Annotated in this window: 23 protein-coding genes; 6 read left to right on the plus strand and 17 right to left on the minus strand. The window is 67.5% G+C overall.

The window, feature by feature from the left end; translation table 11 throughout:
* Positions 1 to 26: 26 nt before the first annotated feature.
* The 6 genes from ACZ5YA_RS03900 to ACZ5YA_RS03925 all read right to left on the minus strand — a co-directional run bounded on the left by ACZ5YA_RS03900 (position 27) and on the right by ACZ5YA_RS03925 (position 6,366).
* Positions 27 to 1,184: an NAD(P)H-dependent flavin oxidoreductase gene (locus tag ACZ5YA_RS03900; RefSeq protein ID WP_059379633.1), complete on the minus strand. Its 1,158-nt coding sequence runs from the start codon at positions 1,182 to 1,184 to the stop codon at positions 27 to 29.
* Positions 1,185 to 1,273: 89 nt separating this feature from the next.
* Positions 1,274 to 2,086, minus strand: coding sequence for an anaerobic ribonucleoside-triphosphate reductase activating protein (locus ACZ5YA_RS03905; RefSeq protein WP_464092040.1), 813 nt, complete (start codon positions 2,084 to 2,086; stop codon positions 1,274 to 1,276).
* Positions 2,052 to 2,234, minus strand: a complete 183-nt coding sequence (nrdD, locus tag ACZ5YA_RS03910) for an anaerobic ribonucleoside-triphosphate reductase (protein WP_059379637.1) — start codon at positions 2,232 to 2,234, stop codon at positions 2,052 to 2,054. Before nrdD ends, ACZ5YA_RS03905 begins: the two co-directional genes overlap by 35 nt.
* A gap of 71 nt (positions 2,235 to 2,305) precedes the next feature.
* Positions 2,306 to 4,300 carry a ribonucleoside triphosphate reductase gene (locus tag ACZ5YA_RS03915; RefSeq protein ID WP_464092041.1) on the minus strand — a complete coding sequence of 665 codons (1,995 nt, stop codon included), beginning with the start codon at positions 4,298 to 4,300 and terminating at the stop codon, positions 2,306 to 2,308.
* A 111-nt stretch (positions 4,301 to 4,411) separates the two neighbouring features.
* Positions 4,412 to 4,762: a DUF3325 domain-containing protein gene (locus ACZ5YA_RS03920; protein WP_042793406.1), complete on the minus strand. Its 351-nt coding sequence runs from the start codon at positions 4,760 to 4,762 to the stop codon at positions 4,412 to 4,414.
* A complete protein-coding gene (locus tag ACZ5YA_RS03925; RefSeq protein ID WP_118931908.1) occupies positions 4,759 to 6,366 on the minus strand; it encodes a PepSY-associated TM helix domain-containing protein in 1,608 nt (535 codons plus the stop codon). Before ACZ5YA_RS03925 ends, ACZ5YA_RS03920 begins: the two co-directional genes overlap by 4 nt.
* Positions 6,367 to 6,650: 284 nt before the next feature.
* On the opposite strand from ACZ5YA_RS03925, the gene ACZ5YA_RS03930 reads away from it, so the two are divergent.
* The 3 genes from ACZ5YA_RS03930 to ACZ5YA_RS03940 all read left to right on the plus strand — a co-directional run bounded on the left by ACZ5YA_RS03930 (position 6,651) and on the right by ACZ5YA_RS03940 (position 10,374).
* Complete coding sequence (locus ACZ5YA_RS03930; protein WP_306632773.1) at positions 6,651 to 7,265, plus strand: ferritin-like domain-containing protein; 615 nt, start codon at positions 6,651 to 6,653, stop codon at positions 7,263 to 7,265.
* A gap of 9 nt (positions 7,266 to 7,274) precedes the next feature.
* Complete coding sequence (locus ACZ5YA_RS03935) at positions 7,275 to 9,668, plus strand: catalase (protein ID WP_464092042.1); 2,394 nt, start codon at positions 7,275 to 7,277, stop codon at positions 9,666 to 9,668.
* A gap of 187 nt (positions 9,669 to 9,855) precedes the next feature.
* Entirely contained in the window at positions 9,856 to 10,374 is a 519-nt protein-coding gene (locus tag ACZ5YA_RS03940; RefSeq protein ID WP_464092043.1) for a lipid-binding SYLF domain-containing protein, read from the plus strand.
* Positions 10,375 to 10,397: 23 nt separating this feature from the next.
* Here ACZ5YA_RS03940 and ACZ5YA_RS03945 read toward each other — a convergent pair whose 3' ends face one another.
* Both ACZ5YA_RS03945 and ACZ5YA_RS03950 read right to left on the minus strand, forming a co-directional pair.
* On the minus strand, positions 10,398 to 11,378 hold the full coding sequence (locus ACZ5YA_RS03945) for a Bug family tripartite tricarboxylate transporter substrate binding protein (RefSeq protein WP_118932015.1): 981 nt from the start codon (positions 11,376 to 11,378) through the stop codon (positions 10,398 to 10,400).
* 14 nt (positions 11,379 to 11,392) lie between these two features.
* Positions 11,393 to 12,814, minus strand: a complete 1,422-nt coding sequence (locus ACZ5YA_RS03950) for a M20 family metallopeptidase (RefSeq protein WP_464092044.1) — start codon at positions 12,812 to 12,814, stop codon at positions 11,393 to 11,395.
* Positions 12,815 to 12,927: 113 nt separating this feature from the next.
* On the opposite strand from ACZ5YA_RS03950, the gene ACZ5YA_RS03955 reads away from it, so the two are divergent.
* Entirely contained in the window at positions 12,928 to 13,839 is a 912-nt protein-coding gene (locus ACZ5YA_RS03955) for a LysR family transcriptional regulator (protein ID WP_059379643.1), read from the plus strand.
* A 33-nt stretch (positions 13,840 to 13,872) separates the two neighbouring features.
* Here the strand turns inward: ACZ5YA_RS03955 and ACZ5YA_RS03960 are convergent, their stop codons facing one another.
* From ACZ5YA_RS03960 to ACZ5YA_RS03985, 6 genes are all read right to left on the minus strand, one after another.
* The gene (locus tag ACZ5YA_RS03960) at positions 13,873 to 14,847 is read right to left on the minus strand and encodes a Bug family tripartite tricarboxylate transporter substrate binding protein (protein ID WP_059379644.1); all 975 of its coding nucleotides are present in this window, start codon (positions 14,845 to 14,847) and stop codon (positions 13,873 to 13,875) included.
* 114 nt (positions 14,848 to 14,961) lie between these two features.
* Positions 14,962 to 16,110: an FAD-dependent monooxygenase gene (locus tag ACZ5YA_RS03965; protein ID WP_464092045.1), complete on the minus strand. Its 1,149-nt coding sequence runs from the start codon at positions 16,108 to 16,110 to the stop codon at positions 14,962 to 14,964.
* Positions 16,107 to 16,583, minus strand: coding sequence for an acyl-CoA thioesterase (locus tag ACZ5YA_RS03970; RefSeq protein WP_059379646.1), 477 nt, complete (start codon positions 16,581 to 16,583; stop codon positions 16,107 to 16,109). The genes ACZ5YA_RS03965 and ACZ5YA_RS03970 overlap by 4 nt, the downstream gene beginning before the upstream one ends.
* Complete coding sequence (locus tag ACZ5YA_RS03975; RefSeq protein WP_280016007.1) at positions 16,570 to 18,258, minus strand: AMP-binding protein; 1,689 nt, start codon at positions 18,256 to 18,258, stop codon at positions 16,570 to 16,572. Before ACZ5YA_RS03975 ends, ACZ5YA_RS03970 begins: the two co-directional genes overlap by 14 nt.
* Positions 18,259 to 18,282: 24 nt before the next feature.
* Complete coding sequence (locus ACZ5YA_RS03980; RefSeq protein WP_280016008.1) at positions 18,283 to 19,182, minus strand: VOC family protein; 900 nt, start codon at positions 19,180 to 19,182, stop codon at positions 18,283 to 18,285.
* A gap of 23 nt (positions 19,183 to 19,205) precedes the next feature.
* Complete coding sequence (locus ACZ5YA_RS03985) at positions 19,206 to 20,465, minus strand: alpha/beta fold hydrolase (protein ID WP_059379649.1); 1,260 nt, start codon at positions 20,463 to 20,465, stop codon at positions 19,206 to 19,208.
* 219 nt (positions 20,466 to 20,684) lie between these two features.
* Between ACZ5YA_RS03985 and ACZ5YA_RS03990 the strand changes: the two genes are divergently transcribed.
* On the plus strand, positions 20,685 to 21,395 hold the full coding sequence (locus ACZ5YA_RS03990; protein WP_059379650.1) for a TetR/AcrR family transcriptional regulator: 711 nt from the start codon (positions 20,685 to 20,687) through the stop codon (positions 21,393 to 21,395).
* A gap of 19 nt (positions 21,396 to 21,414) precedes the next feature.
* Here the strand turns inward: ACZ5YA_RS03990 and ACZ5YA_RS03995 are convergent, their stop codons facing one another.
* The 3 genes from ACZ5YA_RS03995 to ACZ5YA_RS04005 form a co-directional block, all read right to left on the minus strand.
* Positions 21,415 to 23,181: a hypothetical protein gene (locus ACZ5YA_RS03995; protein ID WP_464092046.1), complete on the minus strand. Its 1,767-nt coding sequence runs from the start codon at positions 23,179 to 23,181 to the stop codon at positions 21,415 to 21,417.
* Entirely contained in the window at positions 23,182 to 23,571 is a 390-nt protein-coding gene (locus ACZ5YA_RS04000) for a hypothetical protein (protein ID WP_464092047.1), read from the minus strand.
* 118 nt (positions 23,572 to 23,689) lie between these two features.
* A complete protein-coding gene (locus ACZ5YA_RS04005; RefSeq protein ID WP_464092048.1) occupies positions 23,690 to 24,418 on the minus strand; it encodes an IclR family transcriptional regulator in 729 nt (242 codons plus the stop codon).
* Between the two features lie 200 nt (positions 24,419 to 24,618).
* Between ACZ5YA_RS04005 and ACZ5YA_RS04010 the strand changes: the two genes are divergently transcribed.
* Positions 24,619 to 25,554: a hydroxymethylglutaryl-CoA lyase gene (locus ACZ5YA_RS04010; RefSeq protein WP_464092049.1), complete on the plus strand. Its 936-nt coding sequence runs from the start codon at positions 24,619 to 24,621 to the stop codon at positions 25,552 to 25,554.
* Positions 25,555 to 25,630: the final 76 nt, after the last annotated feature.

A 25,630-nucleotide genomic window follows, 5' to 3' on the forward strand; every position in this document is an offset into this window, starting at 1 on the left:
TCCCGCCCAAGACAGTCTTGCGCGACTCAGGCCGCGGCGGGCATCTCGCCGTGCAGCAGATAGTCCATCAATTCACGCACTGAACGCACGGCGTTGCCGAAGGGCAGCTTGGACGCGCCGCGGAAGAACAGGCCGCGGCTGACTTCGCCGCGCATCGCGGCCGCCAGCTTCAGGTCGATGCAGAATTGCCCGAAGCGCGCCAGGCCGTCGCGCAATCCGCATTGCGTCAGGCAGTCCATGCGCTGGCTGCAGCGGCGCGCATCGCAGCGGGTGTTGGCCTGCAGCGTCTTTTCCTGGCGCAGGTAGCGCGTCAGCCAGGGCGTTTCCACGGCGCGGGCGGGCAGGCCCGCGACGCTGGTGAATTCGGCCAGCTTGTCCGGATCGGCGTCGATCAGCACGCGCTTGAAGTTCTCGTGCGCGTCGCCTTCGCTGGTGACGGCAAACGCCGTGCCGACCTGCACGCCGTCCGCGCCGTTGGCCAGCCAATGGCGCACTTGCTCATGGCTGCCCACGCCGCCCGCCACGATCAAGCGGGGGGCGTCGGAACCCAGCGCCAGTTCCTGGAACAGCTTATGGCAATCGGCCAGCACATGCTGGAAGTCGAAGCGCTCGCTGTGCACGTCATCCAGCCGGGCCGCGCCCAGATGGCCGCCGGCGTACCCAGGGTGTTCGATCACCACGGCGTCGGCCATGCGGCCCTTTTTCATCCATTTCTTCAGCACCACGGCCACGCCGCGTGCCTCGGACAGGATGGGCACCAGCGCTACCTTGGGGTAGTCGGCCGTCATTTCGGGCAGGTCCAGCGGCAGGCCGGCGCCCATCACGATGGCGTGGGCGCCGCTTTCGCAGGCCTGGCGCACCAGGGCGGGGTGGTCGCGCACCGCCTTCATGACGTTCACCGCCACCAGGCCGCGGCCCTGAGCGGTGTCCAGCGCGGCGCGCACCTCGCGGTCGAGCGCTTCCTGGTTGGCGCTGTCGATGATGTCGCGGTCATGGCAACGCTCGGTTTTCTCCAGCAGATCGGGGTGGTGGTGGCGCAAATCCACACTGGCGATGGTGCCCATGGCGTTCTGGCTGGCGACCGCGCCGGCCAGGCGATGGGCGGATACGCCGACGCCCATGCCGCCCTGGACGATGGGCAGCAATTCGCGTCCGGCTAGGGTGAGTGATTTGAACCACGTCATGATGAGTCTTTCCTCTTTTCAAGTGGACAGAGGCTAGAGCAAGGGGAGTTGGGTCGCCTTGCGCAGAATCAAGTGCGGCAGCACCTGGCTCAGCGATAGGCGAACTCCTCGAACCATTGCATCAGCAGCGCCAGGGCCGGGGCGCTTAGCGCGCGCACCGGGGGCGCGTCGGGCGAGCGGCGCACGCCCTGCACCGCGAAGCGGCGCACGCCGCGGCGCGCCAGCTCGCGCGCCAGGGTCAGCAGCCGCGTCTCGTCCAGCCAATCCGGATGCCAGGTGATGCGGCACTCGAAATCGATGCCGGCAGCCAGCAGTTGCGTCAGGCAGGCCAGCGCGGGGCGCTGCGAATCGCGGCGGCCGGTGACGTCGTCATAGCCCTGGGCGTCGGCCTTGATGTCCAGGCCGACCCAATCCAGATGGCGCAGCACGTCGGCCAGGCGCAGGGGATAGATGCCGGCGGTATGCAGGCCGACGCGGTAGCCCATGCGCCGGACGTCGCGGATCATCTGCGGCAGGCGTGGTTCGCTCAAGGGCTCGCCGCCGGAGAACACGATGGCGTCCAGCAGGCCTTTGCGCGTTTCCAGGAAGGCGCGGATCTCGCGCCAGTCGTAGCGGGCGGCGCGGGTCTGGAGTTCGACGTTGTGGCAGTAGTGGCAGCGCCAGGGGCAGCCCGCGATGAATACGACCGCCGCCAGTTGTCCGGGCCAGTCCACGGTGGAAAACGGCACCAGCCCGCCGACGGCGTGTGAATGCCGCGGCAAGGGCTGGGCCACCGGTTGCGGCGCAGTCGGGTAGGCCGGGCGCGCCGTCAGCCGCCGCGTGCCCGGGCCGCAGCCCGGGGTCGACGCGGCGGCTCGCGTGGCGCCCTCAGGCGCGGCGTTCGACGAAGAAGCGGCGTTCATTGAATTCGCCCTGTTTGCCGGTGTTGAAGGAAGTGACAGGGCGGTGGTAGCCCATGACGCGGGTCCAGATCTCGCAGCGCACGCGCTGGCTGTCGTCCAATTGCGCGGCGGGAGCGGTGGCGACTTCGGGAGCGATCAAGGTTTGCATGGCGGTTCCTTATGGAGTGGATGCCGGGCGGGCTGCCCGGCGGTCCGGCCTGGGGGCTGGCCTTTACAGCCCTAGGCCGGGGTGCAGCATGCCGCTTGCTTGGCCAGCAGTTCGGCATCGCATTTCGGGCAGAACTCGTGGTGCCCCGCCAGATAGCCATGGTTGGGGCAGATGGAGAAGGTCGGCGTGACCGTGATGTAGGGCAGCCGGAAATTCGACAGCGCGCGGCGCACCAGCTGCTTGCATGCGGCGGAAGAAGAAACGGCTTCGTTCATGTACAGATGCAGCACGGTGCCGCCGGTGTACTTGCCCTGTAGCGTTTCCTGCGGCTCCAGCGCATGGAAAGGATCGTCGGTGTGGCCCACCGGCAGCTGGCTGGAGTTGGTGTAGTAGGGCTGCGTCTCGCTACCCGCTTGCAGGATGGCGGGATAGCGCTTCCTGTCTTCGCGCGCGAAGCGGTAGGTGGTGCCTTCGGCGGGCGTGGCTTCCAGGTTGTACAGGTGGCCGGTCTGTTCCTGGAACTCGGTCATGCGGTCGCGCACGCGGTCCAGGAGGCGCACGGCCAGGGCGTGACCCGCGGCGGTGGTGATGTCCTCGGCGTCGGCCGTGAAGTTGCGGACCATCTCGTTGATGCCGTTCACGCCCAGCGTGCTGAAGTGATTACGCAGGGTGCCCAGATAGCGGCGGGTATAGGGGTAGAGGCCCTGATCGATGTAGCGCTGCACCACCTTGCGCTTGGTTTCCAGCACGTCGCGGCCCAGTTCCAGCAGGTGGTCCAGTTGCTGCATCAGCCGCGCTTCGTCGCCGCGGCAGGTGTAGCCCAGGCGCGCGCAGTTGACCGTCACCACGCCGACCGACCCCGTCTGCTCGGCCGAGCCGAACAGGCCGTTGCCGCGCTTGAGCAGTTCGCGCAGGTCCAGCTGCAGGCGGCAGCACATGGAGCGCACCATGTGCGGCTCCAGGTCCGAATTCAGGAAGTTCTGGAAATAGGGCAGGCCATAGCGCGCCGTCATTTCAAACAGGCGCTCGGTGTTGGGGTGGTCCCAGTCGAAGTCGGGGGTGATGTTGTAGGTGGGGATGGGGAAGGTGAACACGCGGCCCTTGGCGTCGCCAGCCATCATGACTTCGATGTAGGCGCGGTTGATCATGTCCATCTCGGTCTGCAGGTCGCCGTAGGAAAAAGGCATTTCCTCGCCGCCGATGTACGGGATCTGGTCCTTCAGGTCCGGCGGGCAGGTCCAGTCGAACGTGAGGTTGGTGAAGGGCGTCTGCGTGCCCCAGCGGCTGGGCACGTTCAGGTTGTAGATGAGTTCCTGCATGGACTGCTTCACGTCGGCGTACGTCATGGCGTCGCGGCGGATGAAGGGCGCCATGTAGGTATCGAAGGAGCTGAACGCCTGCGCGCCGGCCCATTCATTCTGCAGCGTGCCCAGGAAGTTGACGATCTGGCCGATGGCCGCGGACATGTGGCGCGGCGGCGTGGCTTCGACCTTGCCGGGGATGCCGTTGAAGCCTTCGGTCAGCAGCTGGCGCAGCGACCAGCCGGCGCAATAGCCGCTCAGCATGTCCAGGTCGTGGATGTGGATGTCGCCTTCGCGGTGGGCGCGGCCCGCCTCGGGCGCGAACACGTTGGACAGCCAGTAATTGGCGGTGACTTTGCCCGCCACGTTCAGGATCAGGCCGCCCAGGCTGTAGCCCTGGTTGGCGTTGGCGTTGACGCGCCAGTCGCGCTGGTCCAGGTATTCCTCCATCGCGCTTTCCACGTCCACCAGCGTGTGGCGTAGCGCGCGCAGCCGGGCGTGCTGTTCGCGGTGCACGATGTAGGCCCGCGCGGTGCGCCAATGGCCTGCCTGGACCAGGGCTTCCTCGACGCGGTTCTGGATGGTCTCGACGCCAGGGCAGGGGTTGCCTTCCAGCGCGGCGATGACGGTGTCGGTCAGGACTTGCGCGCCCGCCAGATCCAGTTCTCCCGTGCTGCTGCCGGCGGCCGCCATGGCTTGGGCGATCTTGTCGCGGTCGAACGCCGCGACCCGGCCGTCGCGCTTGAGGATGTGCTGGATATGCATGACTGACACCATATGTAGTAGGGTGTGGAAACTCTACCACCACATATGGTGCAGGAATTGCCCCGCACCGCCGGGATATCAGGCTTGCTTGATGCGCGTCAAACCTGCGCTTCAGAAGCCGATGCCGACCCCGGCCAGGGATATTGCCACGGCCAGCGCCGCGGTACGGGCCGCCGGACGCGGCGCCCATGACAGCATGCCGACCCAGAGCAGCGCGCCCGCCGACAGCCAGCCCAGCCATGCGACCACGCCCACGGTATTGCCCCACAGGCCCACGCAGGGCAGCAGGGCCAACGCCAGCAGCAGCACGCCGGCGCCGCGCAGCACGCGGGTATGGCCGGCGGAGGGATCGCGTCCCCAGACCTGATCATAGTGGCGCGGCATGGCCAGGCTCAGGCAGGCCATGCCCGAATAGGTCAGCAGCAGCGCCATGGAAATTGCGTACAGGTCGTTGGTGTTCATGCGGCCGCCTCTGCGTCACTGCGGGGATTGCGCCGGACGGGCGCGGATGCGGGCCGTCGCCACAACAGCAGGGCCGCCCAGCCCGATAGTACGCCGAATGCGACGGACGTCAGTTCGACGCCGGCGCTCTCCCAATCGCCGCGCGCGATCTGCGCTGCCGGATGGTCGCCCAATGTGATGAACGACAGCGCCGGCAGCAGCAGGCACAGCGCCGACAGCAGCACCAATTGCGAGATCCAGGCGCGGCGCGGGCTGCACAGCCAGGCATGCGCCAGGGTCAGCGCCCACGCCAGGAAGAAGCAGCGCAGTTCCCAAAGCGCGCGGTTCTCCAGCGCCACGGGCAGCAGGCGGTTGGCCCAGAGGTAGCTGATGCAGGCGATCGCCAATCCGGCCAGCGCGGCCACGTTCAATCCTTCTATCAGCCGGTACATGCGCGCCGTGGCGCTGCCGAACTCGCCGCCATGCTTGGCGCGGCGCTTGACCATGAACAGCAAGGCGCCCGTGCCCATCATGGCCGCGCCCGCCAGGCCGCAGACGAAGTACAGCCAGCTGATGCCCAGCCCGCCGAACTTGGACATGTGCAGGTCGCTCATCACCTGGAACGTCAGCGCCGGCGCGCCGCCGTGCACGCCGCCCGCGGGCCGCAGGCGCAGCAGCTCGCCGCTGGCGGAGAACTCCGCCATGCCCGTGGTGGCGCTCAGATTGCGGAAGGTGTCGGCGTCTTCGTTCCAGCCATAGACGCCGATGCGCATGGAGCTGTCTTCGGGATTGTTGATGACGATGGCGCGCGCGGTCTGCCCGATCAGTCGTTCGCCGCGGGCCACGATGGGCTCGAGCGCCGGCATGGCCAGCGCCACGCCGCTGCGGGCGGGCCGTTCTTCGCCCGTCAGCTCGGCCAGGTACAGGCGGCTGGCCTGCGGGCCGGCGCCATAGGTCGCCGTGACCGGGGCCGGCATGAGCTGGGCGCTGGAAATCACGATTCCCGTGTAGGCAATCATGAACTGGAAGGGCAGGGTCAGCACCGCCACCGCGTTGTGCGCGTCCAGCCAGGACCGTTGGCCCTTCTTGGCGCGGAAGGTGAAGAAGTCCTTGAAGATGCGCTTGTGCGTGACCACGCCGGAAATCAGCGCGACCAGCATGGCCATGCTGGCGAAGGCGACGATCCACAGCCCCAGGCCGGCGTCGTGCAGCGTGTAGTGGAAGTCCACGAAATGCGTGCCGCCCATCGTCGCGCGGCCTTCGGCATCGTGGTGGTCATCCAGTTCGGCGCCTGTCTCGGGGTCGAGCTCGGCATCCGCATATAGGCCGTTCTGGTCGAACCAATAGGCCGTCAGGCCGTTTTCGTGAAAGCGGTCCACCGGCCAGATTTCCCACATGCCGGCGCCGGCATGGTTGCGCGCCATGTAGTCCACCGCCAGTTCCAGCCGGCGGGCGCGGTCCACCGGCACGCTTTCCTTTTGCGCGGCCAGGGCTTCCGCCTCGCGGTGCTCGGGCGTCATCCAGTGGGTAATGGGCTCGGAGAAGACGGCCAGCGATCCCGTCAGGAAGACGGCGAACAGCAGCCAGGAAAACCACAGGCCGACCCAGGTATGGAGCCAGGCCATGGATAGGCGGAAACCGGATTTCAGGACGAGCCTCTTTCTTGTTGGGGCCGCCGCGAGCCTGGCGGTCTGATTTTATTGAGAATGGTTCCAATTCTAGTCTAAATGGGGACGAGGTTGTCCTTGCCCACAGTCTTGTATTTTTTGCCGCGGAGGCGGCATCCGCTCCGAGCTGCCGCAGGGCAATTGCCATCGCGCGGACCGGGCATGGCGATTGCTGGGTAGGCGCTCCATCCGCATATCCGCCGCAGGCATGCGCGGATGCCCATCCAGAAGAGGAGCGCCCAATGAAACGCAAAGCCGGAAATGCCTCGCAAATCGAGGAACTGCTGTACCAGGCCCTGGAAACCGAAATTGGTGGCCTGGCCGTGTACGAAACCGCCGTGTCCTGCGCGGTGAACGAGGATCTGAAAAAGGAATGGCTCGGCTATCTGGAAGAAACCCGCACCCACCGCCGGGTGCTGTTGACGGTGTTCGAGCAGCTGGGCCTGGACCCGCAGGCGCAGCCGCCGGGCCGCCAGGTCGTGCGCCACATCGGCGAGGCGCTGGTCAAGGCCATGAAGATGGCGATCAGCGCTGGCGATCCGCACGCCGCCCAATTGGTCGCCACCGAATGCGTGGTGCTGGCCGAAACCAAGGATCACGCGAACTGGTCCCTGATCGGCGTGATTGCCGAACAGCACAGCGGCGACGAGGCCAAGGTGTTGAAGCAGGCTCACGACGCCGTGGCCACGGACGAGGACCATCATCTCTATCACACGCAGGGCTGGTCGCGCGAGCTGTGGATCGAATCGCTCGGATTCCCCGCCGTGCTGCCGCCTCCCGAAGAGGTCAAGCAGGTCGAGACCGCCATCGGCGCCTCGCGGGCCGAGCAGGCGCGCGGCAAGATGCTGAGCCACTAGGAGATTGCGATGCCAGCCAAGAAAGCAGCAGGCAAGGGCGGCGCGGGCGCGGCCGTGGACACTGCCTATCTGAACACGGACAGCGGCCCGGCGTCCGGACCCGCGGGCAAGCCCAGCCACCCGGCGGCCAAGCGCGCCGCGGCCGTGGGCGAAACGGCCGCCGCGATTCCCCACAATGCCGGCAAGGCGGCGGAGTACGGCGAAGAAGGGGCGCGCTGCCCCTATGCCGGCGCGCACGTCGCGGCAGCGGATCCTTCCGCGACGGCCAGTTCGCTGTCCGAAACCGAGACCTCGGCCAAGACCGGGGGCGCGGCCGCGGCCGGCGTGAATGCGGCCGACGGACGGCTGGAGCGCGTGCGCGCCGATGCTGGCGGGCAGATGCTGACCACCAACCAGGGCGTGCGCGTCAGCGATAACCAGCACTCGCTCAAGGCGGGCCTGCGCGGGCCGGCTTTGCTCAAGGACTTCATCCTGCGCGAGAAGATCACGCATTTCGACCACGAGCGGATTCCCGAACGCATCGTGCATGCGCGCGGTTCGGCGGCGCACGGCTATTTCGAATGCTATAAGCCGCTGACCGACCTGACCGCCGCGTCCCTGTTCGCCGAAGCCGGCAAGCGCACGCCGGTGTTCGTGCGCTTTTCGACGGTGGCGGGTGAACGCGGCTCCAAGGACACGGCGCGGGACGTCCGCGGTTTCGCCGTGAAGTTCTATACCGACGAGGGCAACTGGGATCTGGTCGGGAACAACATGCCGGTCTTCTTCATCCAGGACGCGATGAAATTCCCGGACCTGGTGCACGCCGTCAAGCCCGAGCCGCATCATGGCATGCCCCAGGCCGCGTCCGCGCACGATACCTTCTGGGACTTCGTGTCGCTGATGCCGGAATCCACTCACATGCTGATGTGGCTGATGTCGGACCGCGCCATCCCGCGCAGCTACCGGATGATGCAGGGCTTTGGCGTGCATACGTTCCGCTTCGTCAACGCCGCGGGCGAATCGCGGCTGGTGAAGTTCCATTGGAATCCCATTCTCGGCACGCATTCGCAGGTGTGGAACGAAGCCGTCAAGGTGTCTGGCGCGGATCCCGACTTCCACCGCCGCGATCTTTGGGAGGCGATCGACGCCGGCAATGGCCCGCAGTGGGAGCTGGGCGTGCAGGTGTTCACCGATGAGCAGGCCGAAGGCTTCAGCTTCGACGTGCTGGACGCGACCAAGATCGTGCCCGAGGAGCTGGTGCCCGTGGTGCCGGTGGGGCGGATGGTGCTGGACCGCAACCCCGACAACTTCTACGCCGAGACCGAGCAGGTCGCCTTTTGCGCCGCCCACATCGTGCCGGGCCTGGACTTCACCAATGACCCGCTATTGGCAGGGCGCATCCACTCCTACGTGGACACGCAGATTTCGCGGCTGGGCGGCCCCAACTTCCATGAAATCCCGATCAATGCGCCGCTTGCGCCCGTGCACAACAACCAGCGCGACGGCATGCATCGCCAGGCCATCCACCGCGGCCGCGTGGCCTACGAGCCCAACTCGCTTGCAGGCGGCTGTCCCTTCCAGGCCGGCATGGAAGGCTTTGTGTCGTTTCCGGAGCCGGAGACGGGCGACGAACTGCGAGGGCATCCTGAAAAATTCGCCGAGCATTACAACCAGGCGACGCTGTTCTATGAAAGCCAGGCGGACTGGGAAAAGCGCCACATCGTCGACGCCTATGCCTTTGAGTTGAGCAAGGTCACGGTGCCGGCGGTGCGCCAGCGCATGGTCGCGTCGCTGCGCAATGTGTCTGAAGAACTGGCGCGGGGCGTAGCCGACCAACTGGGCATGGGCTTGCCTGCGCCCTTGCCGCGGGCGATCGAGCTTCCGCCCAAGCCGGAGGTCGAGGTGTCGCCGGCATTGTCGTTGGCCGCGCGCCCTGGCGACGGCGGCATCGCCACGCGCAAGGTCGCAATCCTGGTGGCGGAGGGAGCGGATGGCAAGAGCGTGTCAGCCGTGGCCCAGGGCCTGATCGCGGCGGGCGCCATTGTGCGGCTGGTCGGGCAGCGCATCGGACCCGTTCCGGCGGCCGGGGGCGGCACGCTGGATGCCGACGCCTCCCTGGACAACCATCCTTCGGCGCTGTTCGATGGCGTGGTGGCGGCGGGCGGCGAGGCCGCCGTGGCCCGCCTGGAATCGGACGGACGCGCGCTGGAGTTCCTGCGCGACGCCTACCGCCATGGCAAGACCTTGATGGGCATGGGCGAGGGCGTGCAGTTGCTTGCCGCGGCGGGCCTGTCCGCCGATCCGGCGGATGGCGGACTGCTGACGATGGACGCGACGGCCCCCGCCAAGAGCGTGTCGTTCTTCATCGAAGCCCTGGGCCGGCATCGCCACCCGCAACGGGAGACTTCGCCGCCCAGGGTTTGACGTGGCCTCGGTGGCCGGGTGCGCATGCATCTTGACAAGGCATCGGCGCCTGCCAATACTCGTTCAGCAAGTCGGGGCGAGCGCGTCGGCGCTTGCCGTCCTTTTCCTTTCGAGATCAGGGGGCTGTATGCGTCGCGCATCCGTTTTGCCTATGAGTATCCGCGGCTGGCTTTGGGCCAGCCTTTTTTTGTGGGTTACCTGTTTCTTCCTCGCGCCGCAGGCCAGGGCGGAGTCCGCGGCAGAGCTCAGCCGGGAAGCGCAGGGTGCGCTGGATCGCCTCTACCAGCAGGAACCCAAGACGCGTTTACTGGGCGACAAGGCGGTGGGCGTGCTGGTGTTCCCCCGCATCCTGAAGGGGGGGCTGCTGGTCGGCGCGGAAACCGGCGACGGCGCGCTCATGCGCGGCGGCAAGGTCCAGGCCTACTACAACATATCGGCGGTGTCGTTCGGTCTTCAGGCCGGCGCGCAGGAGTTCAGCTATGCGCTGTTCTTCATGAATGAGCCGGCGCTGCGGTACCTGGACCAGAGCGACGGCTGGTCGCTCGGCGCCGGCCCCAGCCTGGTCGTGGTGGACGACAGCTATGCCGCCAGCATTACCACCACCACCCTTAGCCAGGACGTATATGCCGTGCCATTCGGCGGACAGGGACTGATGGCGGGCATGGGCCTGGAAGGGTCCAAGATCACCCGCACCCAACCGGACTGAGGCCAGGCGTCAGCCCGCCGCGGCTAGTCCAGGGTGATGCCGGCGCGGGCCGCCACTTCAGAAAAGGTGCGCAGTTCCTTCGTGATCTGCGCCTTGAAGGCCGGGGCGGGCAGATACACGGGATCGAGCGCCAGGTCGGCCACCGATTTGCGCACCTGCGGGTCTTCCATGATTTCCGCCACGGCGCGGCTCAGGGTGTCCACCACGGGGGCCGGCGTGCGCGCCGGCGCCACCAGCGCGTACCAGCCCACGAAGGAAACATCCGCCATGCCGGCCTCTGCGAAAGTCGGCACATCGGGCAGTTGCGGCATGCGGCGTTCGCCCGTCACGGCCAGCGCGCGGATCTTGCCGGCGCGGACCTGCGGCGCGGCGGAGGACACGGTGTCCACGCCCAGGTCGACCTCGCCGCCTATCATGGCCGTGACCAACTGCGCGCTGCCCTTGTAGGGCACCGGCAACATTTTGGCGCCCGCGGCCTCGGCGTACATCTCGCCGGCCAGGTGCGGCGCGGACCCGGGACCGAAGGTGCCGTACATCAGGCCGCCCTTGGCGCTTTGCTGCCGGGCCAGCGCCGCCGCTTCCTGCACGGTGCCGGCCGCCAGGCCGTTCTTGGCCAGCAGCACCACGGGCGCCATGGCGACGATGGCGATGTGTTCGTAGCTCTTTTGCGGATCGTAGGGCAGGCCGGGCTTGAGCGCCGGCAGCACGGTATAGGTGGTGCTGCCCGACAGCATCAGGGTGTAGCCGTCAGGCTGCGCGCGCGCCGCCGCTTCCGCGCCGATCACGGTGGATGCGCCCGGGCGGTTTTCCACGATGACCGGCTGGCCGAACTTGCCGGACAGCTTGTTGGCCAGCAGCCGCGCCACGGCGTCGGTCGCGCCGCCCGGCGTGAAGGGCACGACGATCTTGATCGCCTGTTCGGGATAGGCGGCATGGGCGCCGCCCGCATGCGCGGCGGCGGCAAGGCTTGCGGCCACGAGGGCGGCGCGGAGTTTGACGTTCATGTCGGAGATCCCGGTCACTTGGTGTTGGAAGACGGAGTTGCGGCCGCCAGGCGCAGGGCGCTGCCCTGGTCGCCCAGGTCCCAGAACAGGCCGGCCATGATGGCCAACCCCTCGCGGGCGACGCTGCCCAGCAGGTGTTCGTTGGGTGCGTGCTGGGCGCAGGCGGGATAGGAATGCGGCACCCACAAGGTGGGCAGGCCCAGCTGGTCGGCGAAGATGTCGTTGGGCAGGGAACCGCCCAGGTTCGGCAACAGCGCCGGCCGCTTGCCGGTGCTGCGTTCCAGCGAGGCCGCGGCCCAACGCACCCAGGGATTGTCGGGCGACAGACGGGTGGCGCCGGCCTGCATGCCGATGCGCACTTGCACGTCCTCGAAGCCCGCCGCGCGCAGATGCTCCTTTACATGCGTTTCCAGCGCCCGCCAGTCCGTGCCCACCACGAATCGCAGCTGGCACCAGGCCACGGCTTCGGGCGGGATGGCGTTGACCGGCTTGGCCGGATCGCCGGCGCCAAAGGTCAGGACGTCCAGGCTGTTCCAGCCGAACACTTTTTCGGGGGCGCTCAGCCCGGGTTCGCCCCACCAGGCGTTGATGTCGGGGTCGTCCTCGCCGCCGCCGACTTCCAGGTCGGCCAGCGCCTCGGCCACCGCGTCCGGGATGGGGGGCGGACGCAGGCCGGGCACCGTGATGCGGCCGCGCGCGTCCACCAGCGTGGCGATGGCATGCGCCAGCACGATGGCGGGGTTGGCCAGCAGGCCGCCCCAGTTGCCCGAGTGATAGCCGCGTTCGCGCGCACGCAGCTTCAATTCGAAGTTCACCGCGCCGCGCGAGCCCATGAACAGGGTAGGACGCCGGGCGCTCAGGCGCGGGCCGTCGCTGGCGATGAACACGTCCGCCGCCAGGGCCTCGCGCTGCGCCTCGCAGAAGGCGGCCAGTCCGGGCGAACCCGCTTCCTCGCCGGTTTCGATCAGCCAGATCGCGTTGAAGCCCAGCGCGCCGCCGCGCGCGGCGATGACCTGGCGCAAGGCTTCCAGGTTGATGCTGTGCTGGCCCTTGTTGTCGGCGGTGCCGCGCCCGTACCAGCGGTCACCCTCGACCTGCAGGCGCCAGGGATCGCGGCCGGCTTCCCAACGGGCGGCATTGCCGCGCACCACGTCGCCATGGCCGTACATCAGCACCGTGGGCAGGCCGGCCTGCTCGATGCGCCGCGCCACCAGGATGGGCAGGTCGGCGCCCGAGGGATTGGGATGCACCTCGCAGGCGAAGCCCAGCTCCTTGAGCAAGGGCACCAGTTCTTCATTGAGGTAGGCATGCTGGGCCGGCGCCTGGTCGGGCACTTCGCTTTCCGTCGCGTAGGCGACGCGACGGGCCAGCGCGGCATGCAGGTCGCCATTGTCGTAGGCTTGAACGGCTTGGAGCAGGGCTTGTTCGCGTGTCACTTGGGCGGCTGGGATTCTGAGGGAGACACAAAGTTATTACGCTTCATAACATGCCACAATTAGATAATTAGCATTCTTTCGTTGCTATAAAGGCATGGGTAAGAGGGGCCGTCATGATTTCGCTGGGCTTGAGGTACTTCCTGGAGGTCGCGCGCTGCGGCTCCATCGCGGGCGCCGCGGCGGCGCAGCACGTGGCGGCCTCGGCCGTCAGCCGGCAGATCGCCAAGCTGGAGGACGGGCTGGGCATCGCGCTGTTCGAGCGGCAGGCGCGCGGCATGGAACTGAGCGAGGCCGGCCGCCAACTGGCGGCGTACGCCAATGCCGCCGCGCTGGAAGCCGAGCGCGTCACCACCGAGATCCGCCAGCGCAGCCACCTGGGCGACGTGACCATACGCCTGGCCTGCACCGAGGGTTTCGCCCACCGATTCCTGCCCATGTGCATGGCCGAGTTCAAGCGGGTGCGGCCCGAGGCCCGCTTCCATCTGCATGTGGAGCGCCCCGAGGAGGTCAGCCGCCAGATCCTGGAAGGCCTGTCGCAGCTGGCGCTGCGCTACACCACCGCGCAGGACGACCGGCTCAAGACCGAATTGCTGGTGCGCGCGCCGGTCTATGCGGTCATGTGCCGCAACCACCCGCTGGCCAGCCGCCGCAGCCTGAGCGTGCGCGACCTGACCAAGGTGCCGCTGTCGCTGGGCGACCATGGCACCACCGTGCGGCAGCTGTTCGACGCGGCCTGCGCCAATGCCGGGCTGCATATCGAGCCGGCCTATGTGTCCAATCATTCCGCGGCCTTCCTGCCCATGCTGCCGGGCAGCGACATCGTGGCGCTGTCGGGCTACCTGACGATGCTGGGACAGCGCGACGGCGAGGGCTTGGCGGCGGTGCCGTTCAGCAATCCGGAAATGCGGCAGCGGAGCATCCAGGTCCTGACCTTGCAGGGCCGGACCTTGCCGGCGCTGGCGCGCGAATTCCTGGAGTTCATGGCGCAGCGGCTGACGGCCACGCCCAAGGCGCCGGAAGGGTAGCGGGGCCGCCGCGGGCAGCCCCGGGACGGTGCCTCAGTCCAGCGAGATATTGGCCTCTTTGACCACGGCCGCAAAGCGCGCCGAATCGGCGTCGCGGGCCTGGGCCAGCGCGGCGGCGTCCTGCGGCCAGGCGTCGAAGCCATAGGTTTCGAAGCGTTTGCGCACGGCGGGCGTGACCACGGCCTGGGCGATGGCGGCGTTGATGCGCTTGACCACGGCATCCGGCGTGCCCTTGGGCGCGAAGGCCGCGACCCAGGTCTTCAACTCGAAGTCCTTGGGGCCGCCGGCCTCGCTGACCGTGGGCACGTCCGCGTAGGAACCCAGGCGGGACGGCGCCGCCAGCGCCAGCAGCTTGACGCGCTTGGCCTGGTACAGGTTCTGCACCGTGGCCGCCGTGCCGAAAGCCCAATCGACCTCGCCATTGGCCACCGCCGTGTAGAGCTGGGCCAGGTCCTTGAAGGGCACGTGCGTCATGCTGGTCTGCGTGGCGGTCTGGAACATGGAGGTGCCCACGTGCGCCACGCTGCCCATGCCCCAGGTGCCGTAGGTCAGCTTGCCGGGCTGGGCCTTGGCCGCCGCGATCAGGTCGGTGACGTTGTTCCAGGGGGACGAGGCCGACACCACCATGAAGAAATGCGTGGTGTAGATCGGCGCCACCGGGACGAAATCCTTGACCGGATCGAAGGGCAGGCTGCGGTAGAGCTGTGGTTGCAGCGTCATGTGGGTGTTGTCCACCACCGCCAGCGAGTAGCCGTCGGGCGTGGCGCGCTTGACCTCGCCGATCGCCAGCCAGCCGTTGGCGCCAGGCTTGTTCTCGACGATGAGCGGCTGCTTCCAGGCCGCCGTGAGCTGTTCGCCCAGCATGCGGGCGACGGCGTCGGGGCCGCTGCCCACCGAATAGGGCAGCACGATGCGCACCGGCCGTTCGGGGTACTTGTCGGATTGGGCCTGTGCCGAGGCGCAGGCCAGGGCGCCAGTCAGCGCCAGGCACCAAAGAGTATTTTTCATGTCTCCTCCACTTTCCATGGATGGTTTTTGCGGCGCTTCCCCGCGCCGCTTATCGTTGAGGCCGCAAGTGCGGGTGCGCCGCGGCCGGGTACTCACACCAAAACAGTGCGCCGCTCAGGACACGGCCGCCGCCTCCGGGTGCAGCGCCTCGTAGGCCGCGGCGAAGCCCGGATCGCGCTGGCGCAGGTCGTCGTGGCTGACCTGGCCCGTGCGGCGCATGTAGTCGTAGGCGAAGGACACCGGGTCCAGGTGCATCTTGTCGGCCACGTTCTCGTACCAGTCCAGGCTGCGCGCGGCGGCGCTCTGGAAGTTGGACGAAGCCGGGCGGCGCTGCGCCTCGAAGTGCGCGAACGCGGCCTGCGTGTCGTCGGGATGCTGCGTGAGGCCTTGATGCAGCGCGATCGCGTCCTGCATCGCCATGCGGGTGCCGGAGCCGAGCGAGAAATGCACGGTGCGCAACGCGTCGCCAAGCAGGACGATGTTGCGGTGCGACCAGCGCTCATTGCGCACGATGTTGGCCTCGAACCAGAGCGAACGGTTGCCCAGCAGTTCGTTGGCGCCCAGGTCGGCGCGGAAAACTTCTGCGCAATAGCGGCGGCTTGCGTCCTCGCTGGCCGCGTCCAGGCCGGCGCGTTGCCAGGTGTCCGGGTCCACTTCCACCAGGAAGGTGCTGAGGTCCTTGCTGTACTGGTAGCTGTGCGCGATGAAGATGCCGTGGTCCGTTTCGCGGAAGATCAGCGACACCGGATGAAAGCGCTGGCGCGTGCCGTACCAGGCGAACTTGTTGCGGCGGCGTTCGAAGCTCGGCCGGAAGTGTTCGGCGTACTGCTTGCGCACGGCGCTGTTGCTGCCGTCGGCGGCCACCACCATGTCCACTTCCGCGGCCAGCCGCTCCACGTCGTCGATCCGCTGTTCGTGCAGGATCTTGACGCCCGCTTCCAGGCAGGCGCGCTCCAGGACTTCCAGCATGTCGATGCGGGCCGTGCGCGAGAAATGGTTGCCCTGGACCTGCACGCGGGCGCCCTGATGGATGATTTCCATGTAGTCGCAGCGTTCGTGGTGCGCGACAAAGGCCTTGAAGAATTCCGGGTCGGCTTCGCGCAGGAAGGACAGGCCGATGTCCGAGAACACCACGCCCCAGCCGTAGGTGGCGCCGCGCGGGTTCCGTTCGTACACGGTGATTTCATGCTGCGGCGCATGCTTCTTGGCGAGCAGCGAAAAGTACAGGCCGGCGGGGCCGGCTCCGATGACGGCGATCTTCATTTGGCTTCACTCCTGTTTGCTTCGGCCTGCGCGCAGGCTTGCTGATATGACTGCAGCGCGCCGCGCAGCGCGGCGGGCACTTCGATGGCGCGCCGTTCGCCGCGCGCCACGCAGATCGGGGTCAGCCTGGCGTCGAACGCCGGCTGGCCGCGCACGCTGCCGGCCACGTGCAGGGTGTAGGTGCGGGTGCGGATTTCCTCGACCCTGACGCACATGTCGAATTCCTCGTCGGGCCACAGCGAGGCCTGGAAGTCGAAGGACAGCGCGCGCGTCGGCGTGCCGAAGCCGTGCTCATCCTTGATGCGCTGCGGCGTGCCGTTGAACAGGTGGCCGTAGAACAGTTCGGCCGCTGACAGCACGTATTCGCCAAAAGTGACGGTGTAGACCACGCCGGCGGGATCGCAGTCGCCCCATTTGACGCGGCGGCGCACGATGAAAGGCGTTTCGCTCAAGACGTATTCAGTGCTGGTCATTGCCGTTCTCCCGGGCCTTTGCGGCTTCCTGATTGAGCATTTCCGCGACGCTATGGCGCAGGGCGGCCTTGTCGAGCTTGCCGACCTTGGTGACGGGGAAGGCTTCGATCTGCTCGATGCGTTCGGGGCATTTGTATTTGGCGAGCCCCTGGCCCGTGAGGAAGTCCGCCAGTTCCGTCAGGCCGGGCGCCGCGTGGCCAGGCCGGACGATGATGAAGATGCAGCCTTTCTCGCCGTAGAAGGGGTCGGGCATGGCCACCAGGCGCGCTTCGGAAATCGCGGGATGCGCGCCGACCAGCGCCTCGACTTCCTCGCAGCCGATCTTCTCGCCGCCGCGGTTGATGTTGTCGCGCAGGCGGCCTTCGAAGGCGTAGCAGGTTGCGCCATCGACCAGGCGCGCCGTCATCATGTCGCCGGTGCGGTAATAGCCGTCCGAGGTATAGGCCGAGGCGTTCGCCGCCGGGGCATCGAAGAATCCGGGCAGCGTGGCGGGGCCGCGGAAGCAGAGTTCGCCCATCTGGCCTTCGGCCACCGGTTCCTCGGTGCCGGGCGCCAGCAGGCGGATGTCGTCCTCGGGACAGCCCGAGCGGCCTTGCGTATGGTGCCGCTCGTACTCGGACGCGTCGGCGGGCGAGCCCAGCAGCAGTCCTTCCGTGATGCCGAACAGGTTGGAGCAGGGCACGTTCAGATGCGCTTCGAGGCGGTCCGCGGCGCTCATGGTGATGAACAGGCGCAAGGAGGACAGGTCGTAGTTCGCCAGGTCGGGAAAGGCCATGATCTGCGGCGCTATCGGCCCGATGGACATGGCGCGGGTGACGCGGTGGCGTTCGATCAGCTCCAGCATGCGCGGCACGTCGACCCGCGGCATCAGCACCGCGGACACGCCCATGGCGATGACGGGGATCAGCACATAGACCTGGGCCGCGTTGTGCAGCAGGGGCAGCGCCCAGATGATGCGGTCGTCGTCCTGCATCTTGTAGCGCCGGGCGCAGGCCAGCGAATGGCCCAGATACTCGGCGTGGAAGCGCGGGATGATCTTGGGCATGCCGGTCGTGCCGCCCGACAGCTGGAAGCTCAGCACGTCCTCGCAGCCGGGTCCCTGGTCCGCCAGGATGAGGCGGGCCTCGGCCAGCGGCATCGCATCGAGCAGGGCATGCAGGGACTCGCCATGCGGCGAGTCGCCGCGCGCCACGACCAGGTGTTCCAGCGTGTCGCTGGCGGCCAGCATGCCGGCGGCAAAGGCCGGCAGATCGAACTTGCCGAAGTCGGCCTGCACGAAATAGCCGCGGGCGCGGGTCTGGCGCGAGAGTTGGCCGATCTCCAGCTCGCGGTGCTGCGGCAACGAACAGACCGGGACGATCCCCGCCTTGTAGCAGGCCAGCAAGGCCAGCGCGGTTTCCAGCGTGGTGCCCATCTGGAAGATGGCGCGGTCCGCGGGCGCCAGGCCCAGCTTCAGCAAGGCGGCGGCCAGCCGGTCGGTCTGTTCGTCCAGTTCGCGAAAGCTCAGGCTGCCTTCGTCGATGATCAGCGCGGTGCGTTCGGGGCAGCGCCGGGCCGTGGCGTGCAGCGCCGCGCCCACGGTCGAATGCTCCCAGGCGCCGCTGGCGAAATACTGGCGGGCGCGCTCGGGGTGGTGGTAGATCACGCCCTCTATGGGGTGGCGTATATCTCGCATGATGGTCTCCTCCTGGCCCGTGTCTCAGTGGCGCGCGGCCGAGATCCGGACGCGGTCCCGATCCAATACGTCGATCGTGCCGCTGACGCCGCCAGTGAACAAGCCATACCAGACGGCGGGCTTGAGCCCCAGGGCCTTGCGCTGGAACTCCACCGGGCCGTCGGAAACGATGCAGTCGAAATGCTCGCCCGGCACCACGGTGCAGTTTTCGCGTCCCGAGGCGTCCTCGACCAGGGACGAAAACTCCTCGACGCGCGGCACGAAGATCCGCACGGGCGGCTCGGCGCCGCCATCGGCCAGCTCCAGCCTGTCTTGCAGCAGCGCCGCCTTGCGCGCCCAGACGTCGTCGATGTGCTGGATGCGTCCGCCAGCCGATTCCGCATCGGCTTCGGCCTGCATGGCCGCCTGCAGCGTCAAGGCGGCGTCGATCGCGTCGACTTCGCCCAGGGGCCGCAGCTTGCGTGTGAATTCGATGAAATAGCCGTTGGGATCGCGTACGTAGATGGATTCGATCACTTCATGGCGGGTTTCGACCGAGACTTCCAGCCCGGCATCCTGCAGCTTCTGCTTCCAGGCCTTGAGCTCGTCCTCGCTTTCCACCAGCCAGGCGGTATGCGTGGCGTCGAACACATGGTCTTCGGGCAGCGGCCGCATGCGGCTGCGTCCGCGCAGCGCTTCGGGTTCGTCCGAGCCCAGGTAATAGAAGAACGCGATGGTGCTGCCCTGGCCGCTGTCGAAGAAGAAATGCAGGAAGTCCGGGTGCGTGGCGGGACCCCAGCCGCGCGCCGAGATCACATGCACCAGCGGCAGGCCGAGGATGTCGCGGTAGAAGGCGACCGTTTCGCGCAGGCGCCAGGTGGGCCGCGCCGTATGGTCCACGCCGTGCAGGCGCAGGGGGGCGGGGGTCTTGGGAGTTGCAGTCATGACTTGCTCCGTCGGCATTCGGATTACAGGAAACGTTGGCGCAGCCAGGCGGCCAGTTCGCGGCCGGCCGCGTAGCGCCCGGGTTCTTCGCCTTCGACCAGCGCGCGGCCGTGGTGGTCGCCGCGGATGCGCAGGTGGGTCTTGTCCGGCGCGGGGATGGCGTCGTGGATGGCGCGCACGTCGGAAGGGAAACAGGCCTGGTCGCCGGTGTATTCGACGATCAGGGTGGGCTGATTGATGCCGCCGGCGGTGCGCGCCATGCTGGCGTTGGAAGACAGGCCGGACCAGGTCGACAGCCAGCTCTCGGGCGTGCAGAAGCGGGCGAAGCCGACGGCGCCATAGTTCGACGCGTAGGGATCCTTGCCCCACAGCGAGCCCGGGTGGCGGTCGGAAGGATCCAGGCTGAGGTCCAGGCAGCGCAGGTCGGCGTCGGTGCGCCAGACCACCAGCACCGGCGTGTGCGCGGCCTGGCGGCGGCGTGCGGCGGATGTGTCGGCGCCGCTCTTGAGGTCGGCGCGGGCCGCCAGGCGGTCGGCGATCATCTGCCGCGCCTGCGCGTCCAGGCGCGCCACGCGGTCGCGCTGCGCCTGGCGGTAGCGGGCGACGAACTCCGGCGCATAGCGCGCCTGGCCCTTGGGCCGGTAGCCGTTCTCGGGCGCCAGCGGATCCAGGTCCGGCGCCGCAGACAGCGCGTCGTTCTCGTCGGCGACAGAGGGGTCGATGCAATTCAGCAGCAGCGAACCCTGGCCCGGATGCGGACCCACCAGCACCAGGCCATGCACCTCGGGCATGTCCAGTTCATCCAGCCCGCTGGGCTTGCCGCCCGGGGTGCGGGCGACGCGCTCGCCGGCGGGCAGGCCGGCCTGCTGCGCATAGAACGCGTACAGGCCGGCGCCGCCGGAATTGCCCAGCAGCACGATCTTCTTGAAACCCTGCTCGCGCAGGAAGCGCAGGCCGGCGGCCACGTCCTGCAGCGCCTGTTCGTGTTCCAGCCTGAGATCGTTGCCGACCGAGCGCGCGCCTTGCGACCACGCCGCAAGACCGGCGCCGACGATGTCGGGGATCAGGTAGTGGCAGGCCATGAACTCGCGCGGATGCATCACGCAGACCACGGTGTCGGGACGGGGGCCGGCCGGCTGGTACAGCGATCCGGAGGTGGCGGCGCCGTCCGCGGTGCGCAGCACGACGTTGCGGGTCGAGGCGCCGGCGGGCAGGTCGCGCGGATTCCAATCGGTGTTGAGAAAGCCGGCGGTGATCTGGCTGGAGGGGGCGGCGGTAGTCACATTCGTCTCCTGTGGCGATGGTCCTGAGACCTCGGTTTGACGTATTAGACGAATATTTGACTTTAGTGTCAATTAAATTTAAAAAACTGACAGTAGCGTCAAAAATTGGGGACTCAGCCGCGGGAGAACGCCGGCCGGCGCGGGTTGGAGACGTAAACGCGCATGCCATAATTTCGGGACGGGGCCGTCCCGGACGGTCCATTCGAGGAACATCGCAACGTGAACGACGCAAGCACCAAGGGAGCGCTGAAGGGCGAAGCGCTGCGCACCGCCATACTCGACGCCGCCGCCACGCTATTCATCAAGCGCGGCAGCGGCGGCACCAGCATCCAGGACATCGCCGAATCCCTGGGCCTGAGCCGCACCGCGGTCTATTACTACTTCAAGAGCAAGGACGAGATCCTGCGTTCGCTGACCGAGGACGTGCTGAGCGCGGCCAAGAAAATGGCCGGCGAGACCGCCACCCGCGAGGACCTGGATCCAGTCGAGGCGCTGCGCGCGCTGGTCACGCGGCATGCCGACCTGATCCTGTCGCGCACCGCCGAGTTCCGCGTGGCCGACCGGACCGAGGCCGACATGACGCCCAAGCAGCGCGCCGCGGTGCAGGCGTCGCGCCGGAACGTGCTGGAGAACTTCAGCCGCGTCATCGAAAACGGCATCCGCGACGGCCAATTCCGCATGGTCGATCCGCACGTCGCCGCCTTCAGCCTCATCGGCATGTGCAACTGGTCGGCGTGGTGGTACAAGCCCGACGGCCGCCTGAGCCGCGCCGAAGTCGCGGCCATCATGGCCGACATGGCGGTGCAGTCATTGCTGCGCGACGCCTCCCGGCGTCCCAGGTCGCCGGACGTAAGCGAGTCCTTGCGGCTGGTGCGCGAGGATCTGGATTATCTGGAGAAGCTGGTGCTGCCGGGCGGGCAGTTGCCCTGATTGCCGTGGGCGGCTTGCGTCAGAGAAAGACCCTGCGCTTGCCCTCATGGATCAAGGGCAGGCCGTGGGCGGCCTGGGCCTGGGAGAGTCGCGCGGTGACTTCATCGAAGTCCATTTCCCGATGCTGCAGCAAGGCCCGAATGCAGGTCTCGTCCGAGGTCCAGGACTGGATCAGTCCCAAGGCCGCCATTGCGTTCACATGGCTTCCTTCTTCGTCCAGGATCTGCCAGAGTCCGTCGGTGCGCAACGTTTTCAGGCAGGCGTCCAGATGGGCGTCGACCACGAAGCGCATCGCATGGTTGAAGTAGAAGTGTTCGGCCAGGCGCGCGACCGCGCCCGGCCGCAGCAGCGGTTCGTCGCGCAAGCCGGCGTGCATGCGCAGATAGGAGCCCAGGATTTCCCGCCGGTCGTGGTCGCCGAGGACGATGCGGATCGCCTGCGTGAGCGTTTCCTGTTGCGTGGCGGAAACGCGGTCCCCGAAGAGCGCGAACAGGGCGCCCTTGTCGTCCACGCACACCAGCGCGATCTCGTACTCGTCGGGCAGGTAGTAGAGCGCCAACGAGCCCGGGTTGCGGCCGTCGGGTTTGCGCTTGGGCCGGGCGGTAGCGGAGAAGACGGGATCGCCGTTCGCATAGACCGTGCATCTGCCGTCCGCGCCTGTTTCGCATTCCACCTGATCTACCCGCAAGCACACGATGGCGCGGTGCAAGAGGTGCGCCCAGATCCTGAGCAGGCGCTGCAGGTCAGCCGGATCCACCTTGTCGATACCCGTTGCCGCCCGGTCCAGCGCCGCGCCGAACTCGCGGATCGCATGTAGTTTTTCCGCCCGCGTCATGCCTTTGAGGTCGGGCCCCTTCAGATCCTTCAAGCCGGGTGCGATGGCGCGCAAACGCTGGTAAAGGCGCCAGTTGACGTCCTCGACCAACTGATCGTCCAGGTAGATGCAGCGGCCGTGGCCCTCCAGGGCGGAGTACTTCTCCAGCGCTTCCTCCATTTCCGCGACGCGCTGCTCCAGATCCGGCGCCGACAACAGCTTGAGGCGCTCGTTCAGATGGCTGGCAAGGCCGTCGAACGCTTGCGTGCCGTGCAGCGCCTGCGCGCCGGCGTCGAGCAGCTTGTCCACGAATCCCGCGTCGTCGAAGACCAGATTGCGCAAGTACAGCAGAAACAGGTCGGCGTCGGCCAGGCGGGGGGAGGCCTTGCGCGCTTGCATCCACAGGTTCTTCACGCTGAGATAGCCCAGCAGATAGCCGCCGTTGCGGCTGCTCATGGCCTGCACCAGCAATCCGCTCTTGCTGCGCAGGGCTTGGTCGGACAGGCGGTATTCGATCAGCCGGTGGCGCAGCGCGTCGATGACGTCCGCCGCTGTCTCGTCATCTTCAGGGGGAAACAGACGTCCCAGCATGGCCAGCGTGCCGGACAGGACCGGAGAGGGCCCGGGATAGACGTCGAACTGCGCGAACATGGCCATGCCTTCCAGCAGCGGCTCCAGCAGCGCGCGTGCGAACTCCACCGTGTCCCACTGCGCCAGCACGATGTCATCGGCATAGAGCGGAAACAGGGGGGAGGCCGCCAGATGTTCTTGCGACTCCAGGCTGAGTTCGGCCAGCGCGCGGCCGACGCAACCAGACAGGCACCAATGGTGCGTCAGTTCATGCAGGACCGTGGGCAGGAGCGCGCGCGGCAGCTTGCCATGCATGGCCCATTTCACGTACTCGCGCACCGGGCTGTCGCAGACGAACACCGTGTTGGTGTCCGGGTCCATCTGGCCGGCGGCCGGCCGCATTCATTGCTCCTTGGCGGGCGTAGACACGTTGGAAAATGCGGCCTGGAGTTCCTTGAGGACCTCTGCCTTGATTTCGTCCTCGGATCGGCCGGTCAGTTCCAACTTGCGTACCAGGCGGTTGCCTTCGGCAGTCTCGATCACAAGGTGGTCGCGCAGCGTCACCTTCCTTCCGCCCTTGGCCAGCCAGATGGCCAGCACGACGCCGGCGGCGTTGATGGTGGCCAGCGAAATGCTGACGATGGCGGTGAGCGTATCGAGTTCGCCCAGGCGTCCATCCGCCGGCCGCGCCTCCACGAAACGCACGGCATCGGCCCCCATCAATTTGGCAAGTTCACGCCGGTCCAGCTCCGTCAAGTGGTCGATCCGCAGTTGCAGGGCTTCGGGTGCCATGGAGGGACTCCGGCCGTGGAGGGAAATGCATTGTTTATCCGCCGGTTCGGGCTTGTCCATCGTGCGGAAGGACCGGTTTTTTTACACTGCCCGGCGGTATTCGCGGCCTTCGCGTCCGCTAGCCCACTTTTCCGGTCAGGCGCCGCGCCGCCTCCTGCACCGCTGCCAGATGGGCGGCAACATAACGATGGACGGGGGCGGTCAGCGTCACCGCCGCTGCGATCTCGCCATTGAGCAGAAAGACTGGAGCGGAAATGCCCGCCACTTCCGCCAGGCGGTCGCCCATGGCCGCGAAATAGCCGTCGGCGCGGATGCGCGCATGCAGTTCCTGATCCGGTCCCGGCGCCCGCCCCAACACGGGGTCGTAGGCCGTCAGGACGCGCCCGCCGCTGCCGCGGTCCAGCGGCAGCAAATCGCCCGCACGGATGTGGTCGCGCACCGGATGCGGCGAATCCACGCGGTAAAGGCACAGGCGCGCATCGCCCTGGCGCACGTGATAGGCCGCGCTTTCGCAGGTCGCGGCGACCAGGTCGCGCAACACCGGCATGACCACCTCTTCCAACGAAAACGAGGCGGCGTAGAGACCGTGCAGACGGGCGATTTCTCCACCCAGGGCATAGCGGCCGTCGTCCAGGCGCTGGATCCATCCGGCGTGCTCCAGCGACGCCAGCAGTCGCAGGACCGTGCTCTTGTACAGGCGCGTGCGCTCGGCCAGTTCTCCCAGTGACAGGGCCTTGTCACCCGGCGCGTAAACCGACATCAGGCTGAGCGCGCGGTCCACCGCGGCCACGCCGCCCTGGGCGGCATCGCTATCGGCCAGGGATTCCGTGGCGGCTTTACGGGGCATGCGCGGCTCCGCAGGGTTGATTCCAGGGCTGGGCCATATTCCATCCTTTAGAACGAGTGACGGCATTGTAGGCGCTGCCTGGCGCGTGGCTCGTGGTTTTCCCGGGCGAGCCGGCGCTTGACAGTTGCGGCGGGTGAATTCCATAATTCTATCTAAAGAAACATCGTTCTATAAGATAGAATTTTTGGAGACATCAAGCCATGGTCCATCCCAGCGACCGAAACCCCGACGTCTTGATCAGCGAAGTGGGCCCGCGCGATGGCTTGCAGTCGGTCAAGGCGACCATGCCCACCGCCGACAAGCTGCGCTGGATCGATGCGCTGGTCGCGGCCGGCGTGCGTGAAATCGAAGTGGCTTCCTTCGTGCCGGCGCGCCTGCTGCCGCAGATGGCGGACGCTGCCGAGGTGGTGCGGCATGCGGCTCGCCATCCGGCGCTTACCGTCATGGCACTGGTGCCCAACCTGCGTGGCGCAGAGGCGGCGCTGAAGGCAGGCGTCCACAAGCTGACGATGCCGATCTCCGCCAGCCGCGAGCATTCGCTGGCCAATGTGCGCAAGACGCCAGAAGAAATGGTGGAGGAGGTTCGGGCGATCGCGAGGCTGCGCGACGAGCTGGCTCCCGCGGTCAAGCTGGAGGCCGGCATTTCAACGGCCTTCGGCTGCACCTTGCAGGGCGCGGTGCCCGAAGACGAGGTCATCCGCCTGGCGGCGCTGTGCGTGGCCGCGGGCGCTGACGAATCGGGGCTGTCGGACACCGTGGGCTATGCCAATCCCGCGCAAGTGCGCCGGCTGTTCCGCCGCCTGCGCGCAGAAATCGGCGATAAGGCGGGCGCCGCCCACATGCACAACACGCGCGGCCTGGGCCTGGCCAACTGCCTGGCTGCCTGGGAGGAAGGCGTGCGCACCTTCGACAGTTCGCTGGGTGGCCTGGGCGGCTGCCCCTATGCGCCGGGCGCGTCCGGCAACGTCGTGACCGAAGACCTGGTCTTCATGTTCGAGGCCATGGGCGTGCGCACCGGCATCGACCTGGAAGGCATCGTTGCCGCGCGCGCGCCGCTTGCCGCCGGACTTCCGGGCGAGCCCCTGTACGGCATGACGCCGGACGCGGGATTGCCCAAGGGATTCGGCCAGGCTTGAGCGCCGGGGATCCCGACATCAGAAACATGCGGCCGCGCCGGTCCTGCGGCAGCCGCCCACACTTGCAGAAGATCCA

The sequence above is a fragment of the Achromobacter sp. JCM 18799 genome, from assembly GCF_055395645.1.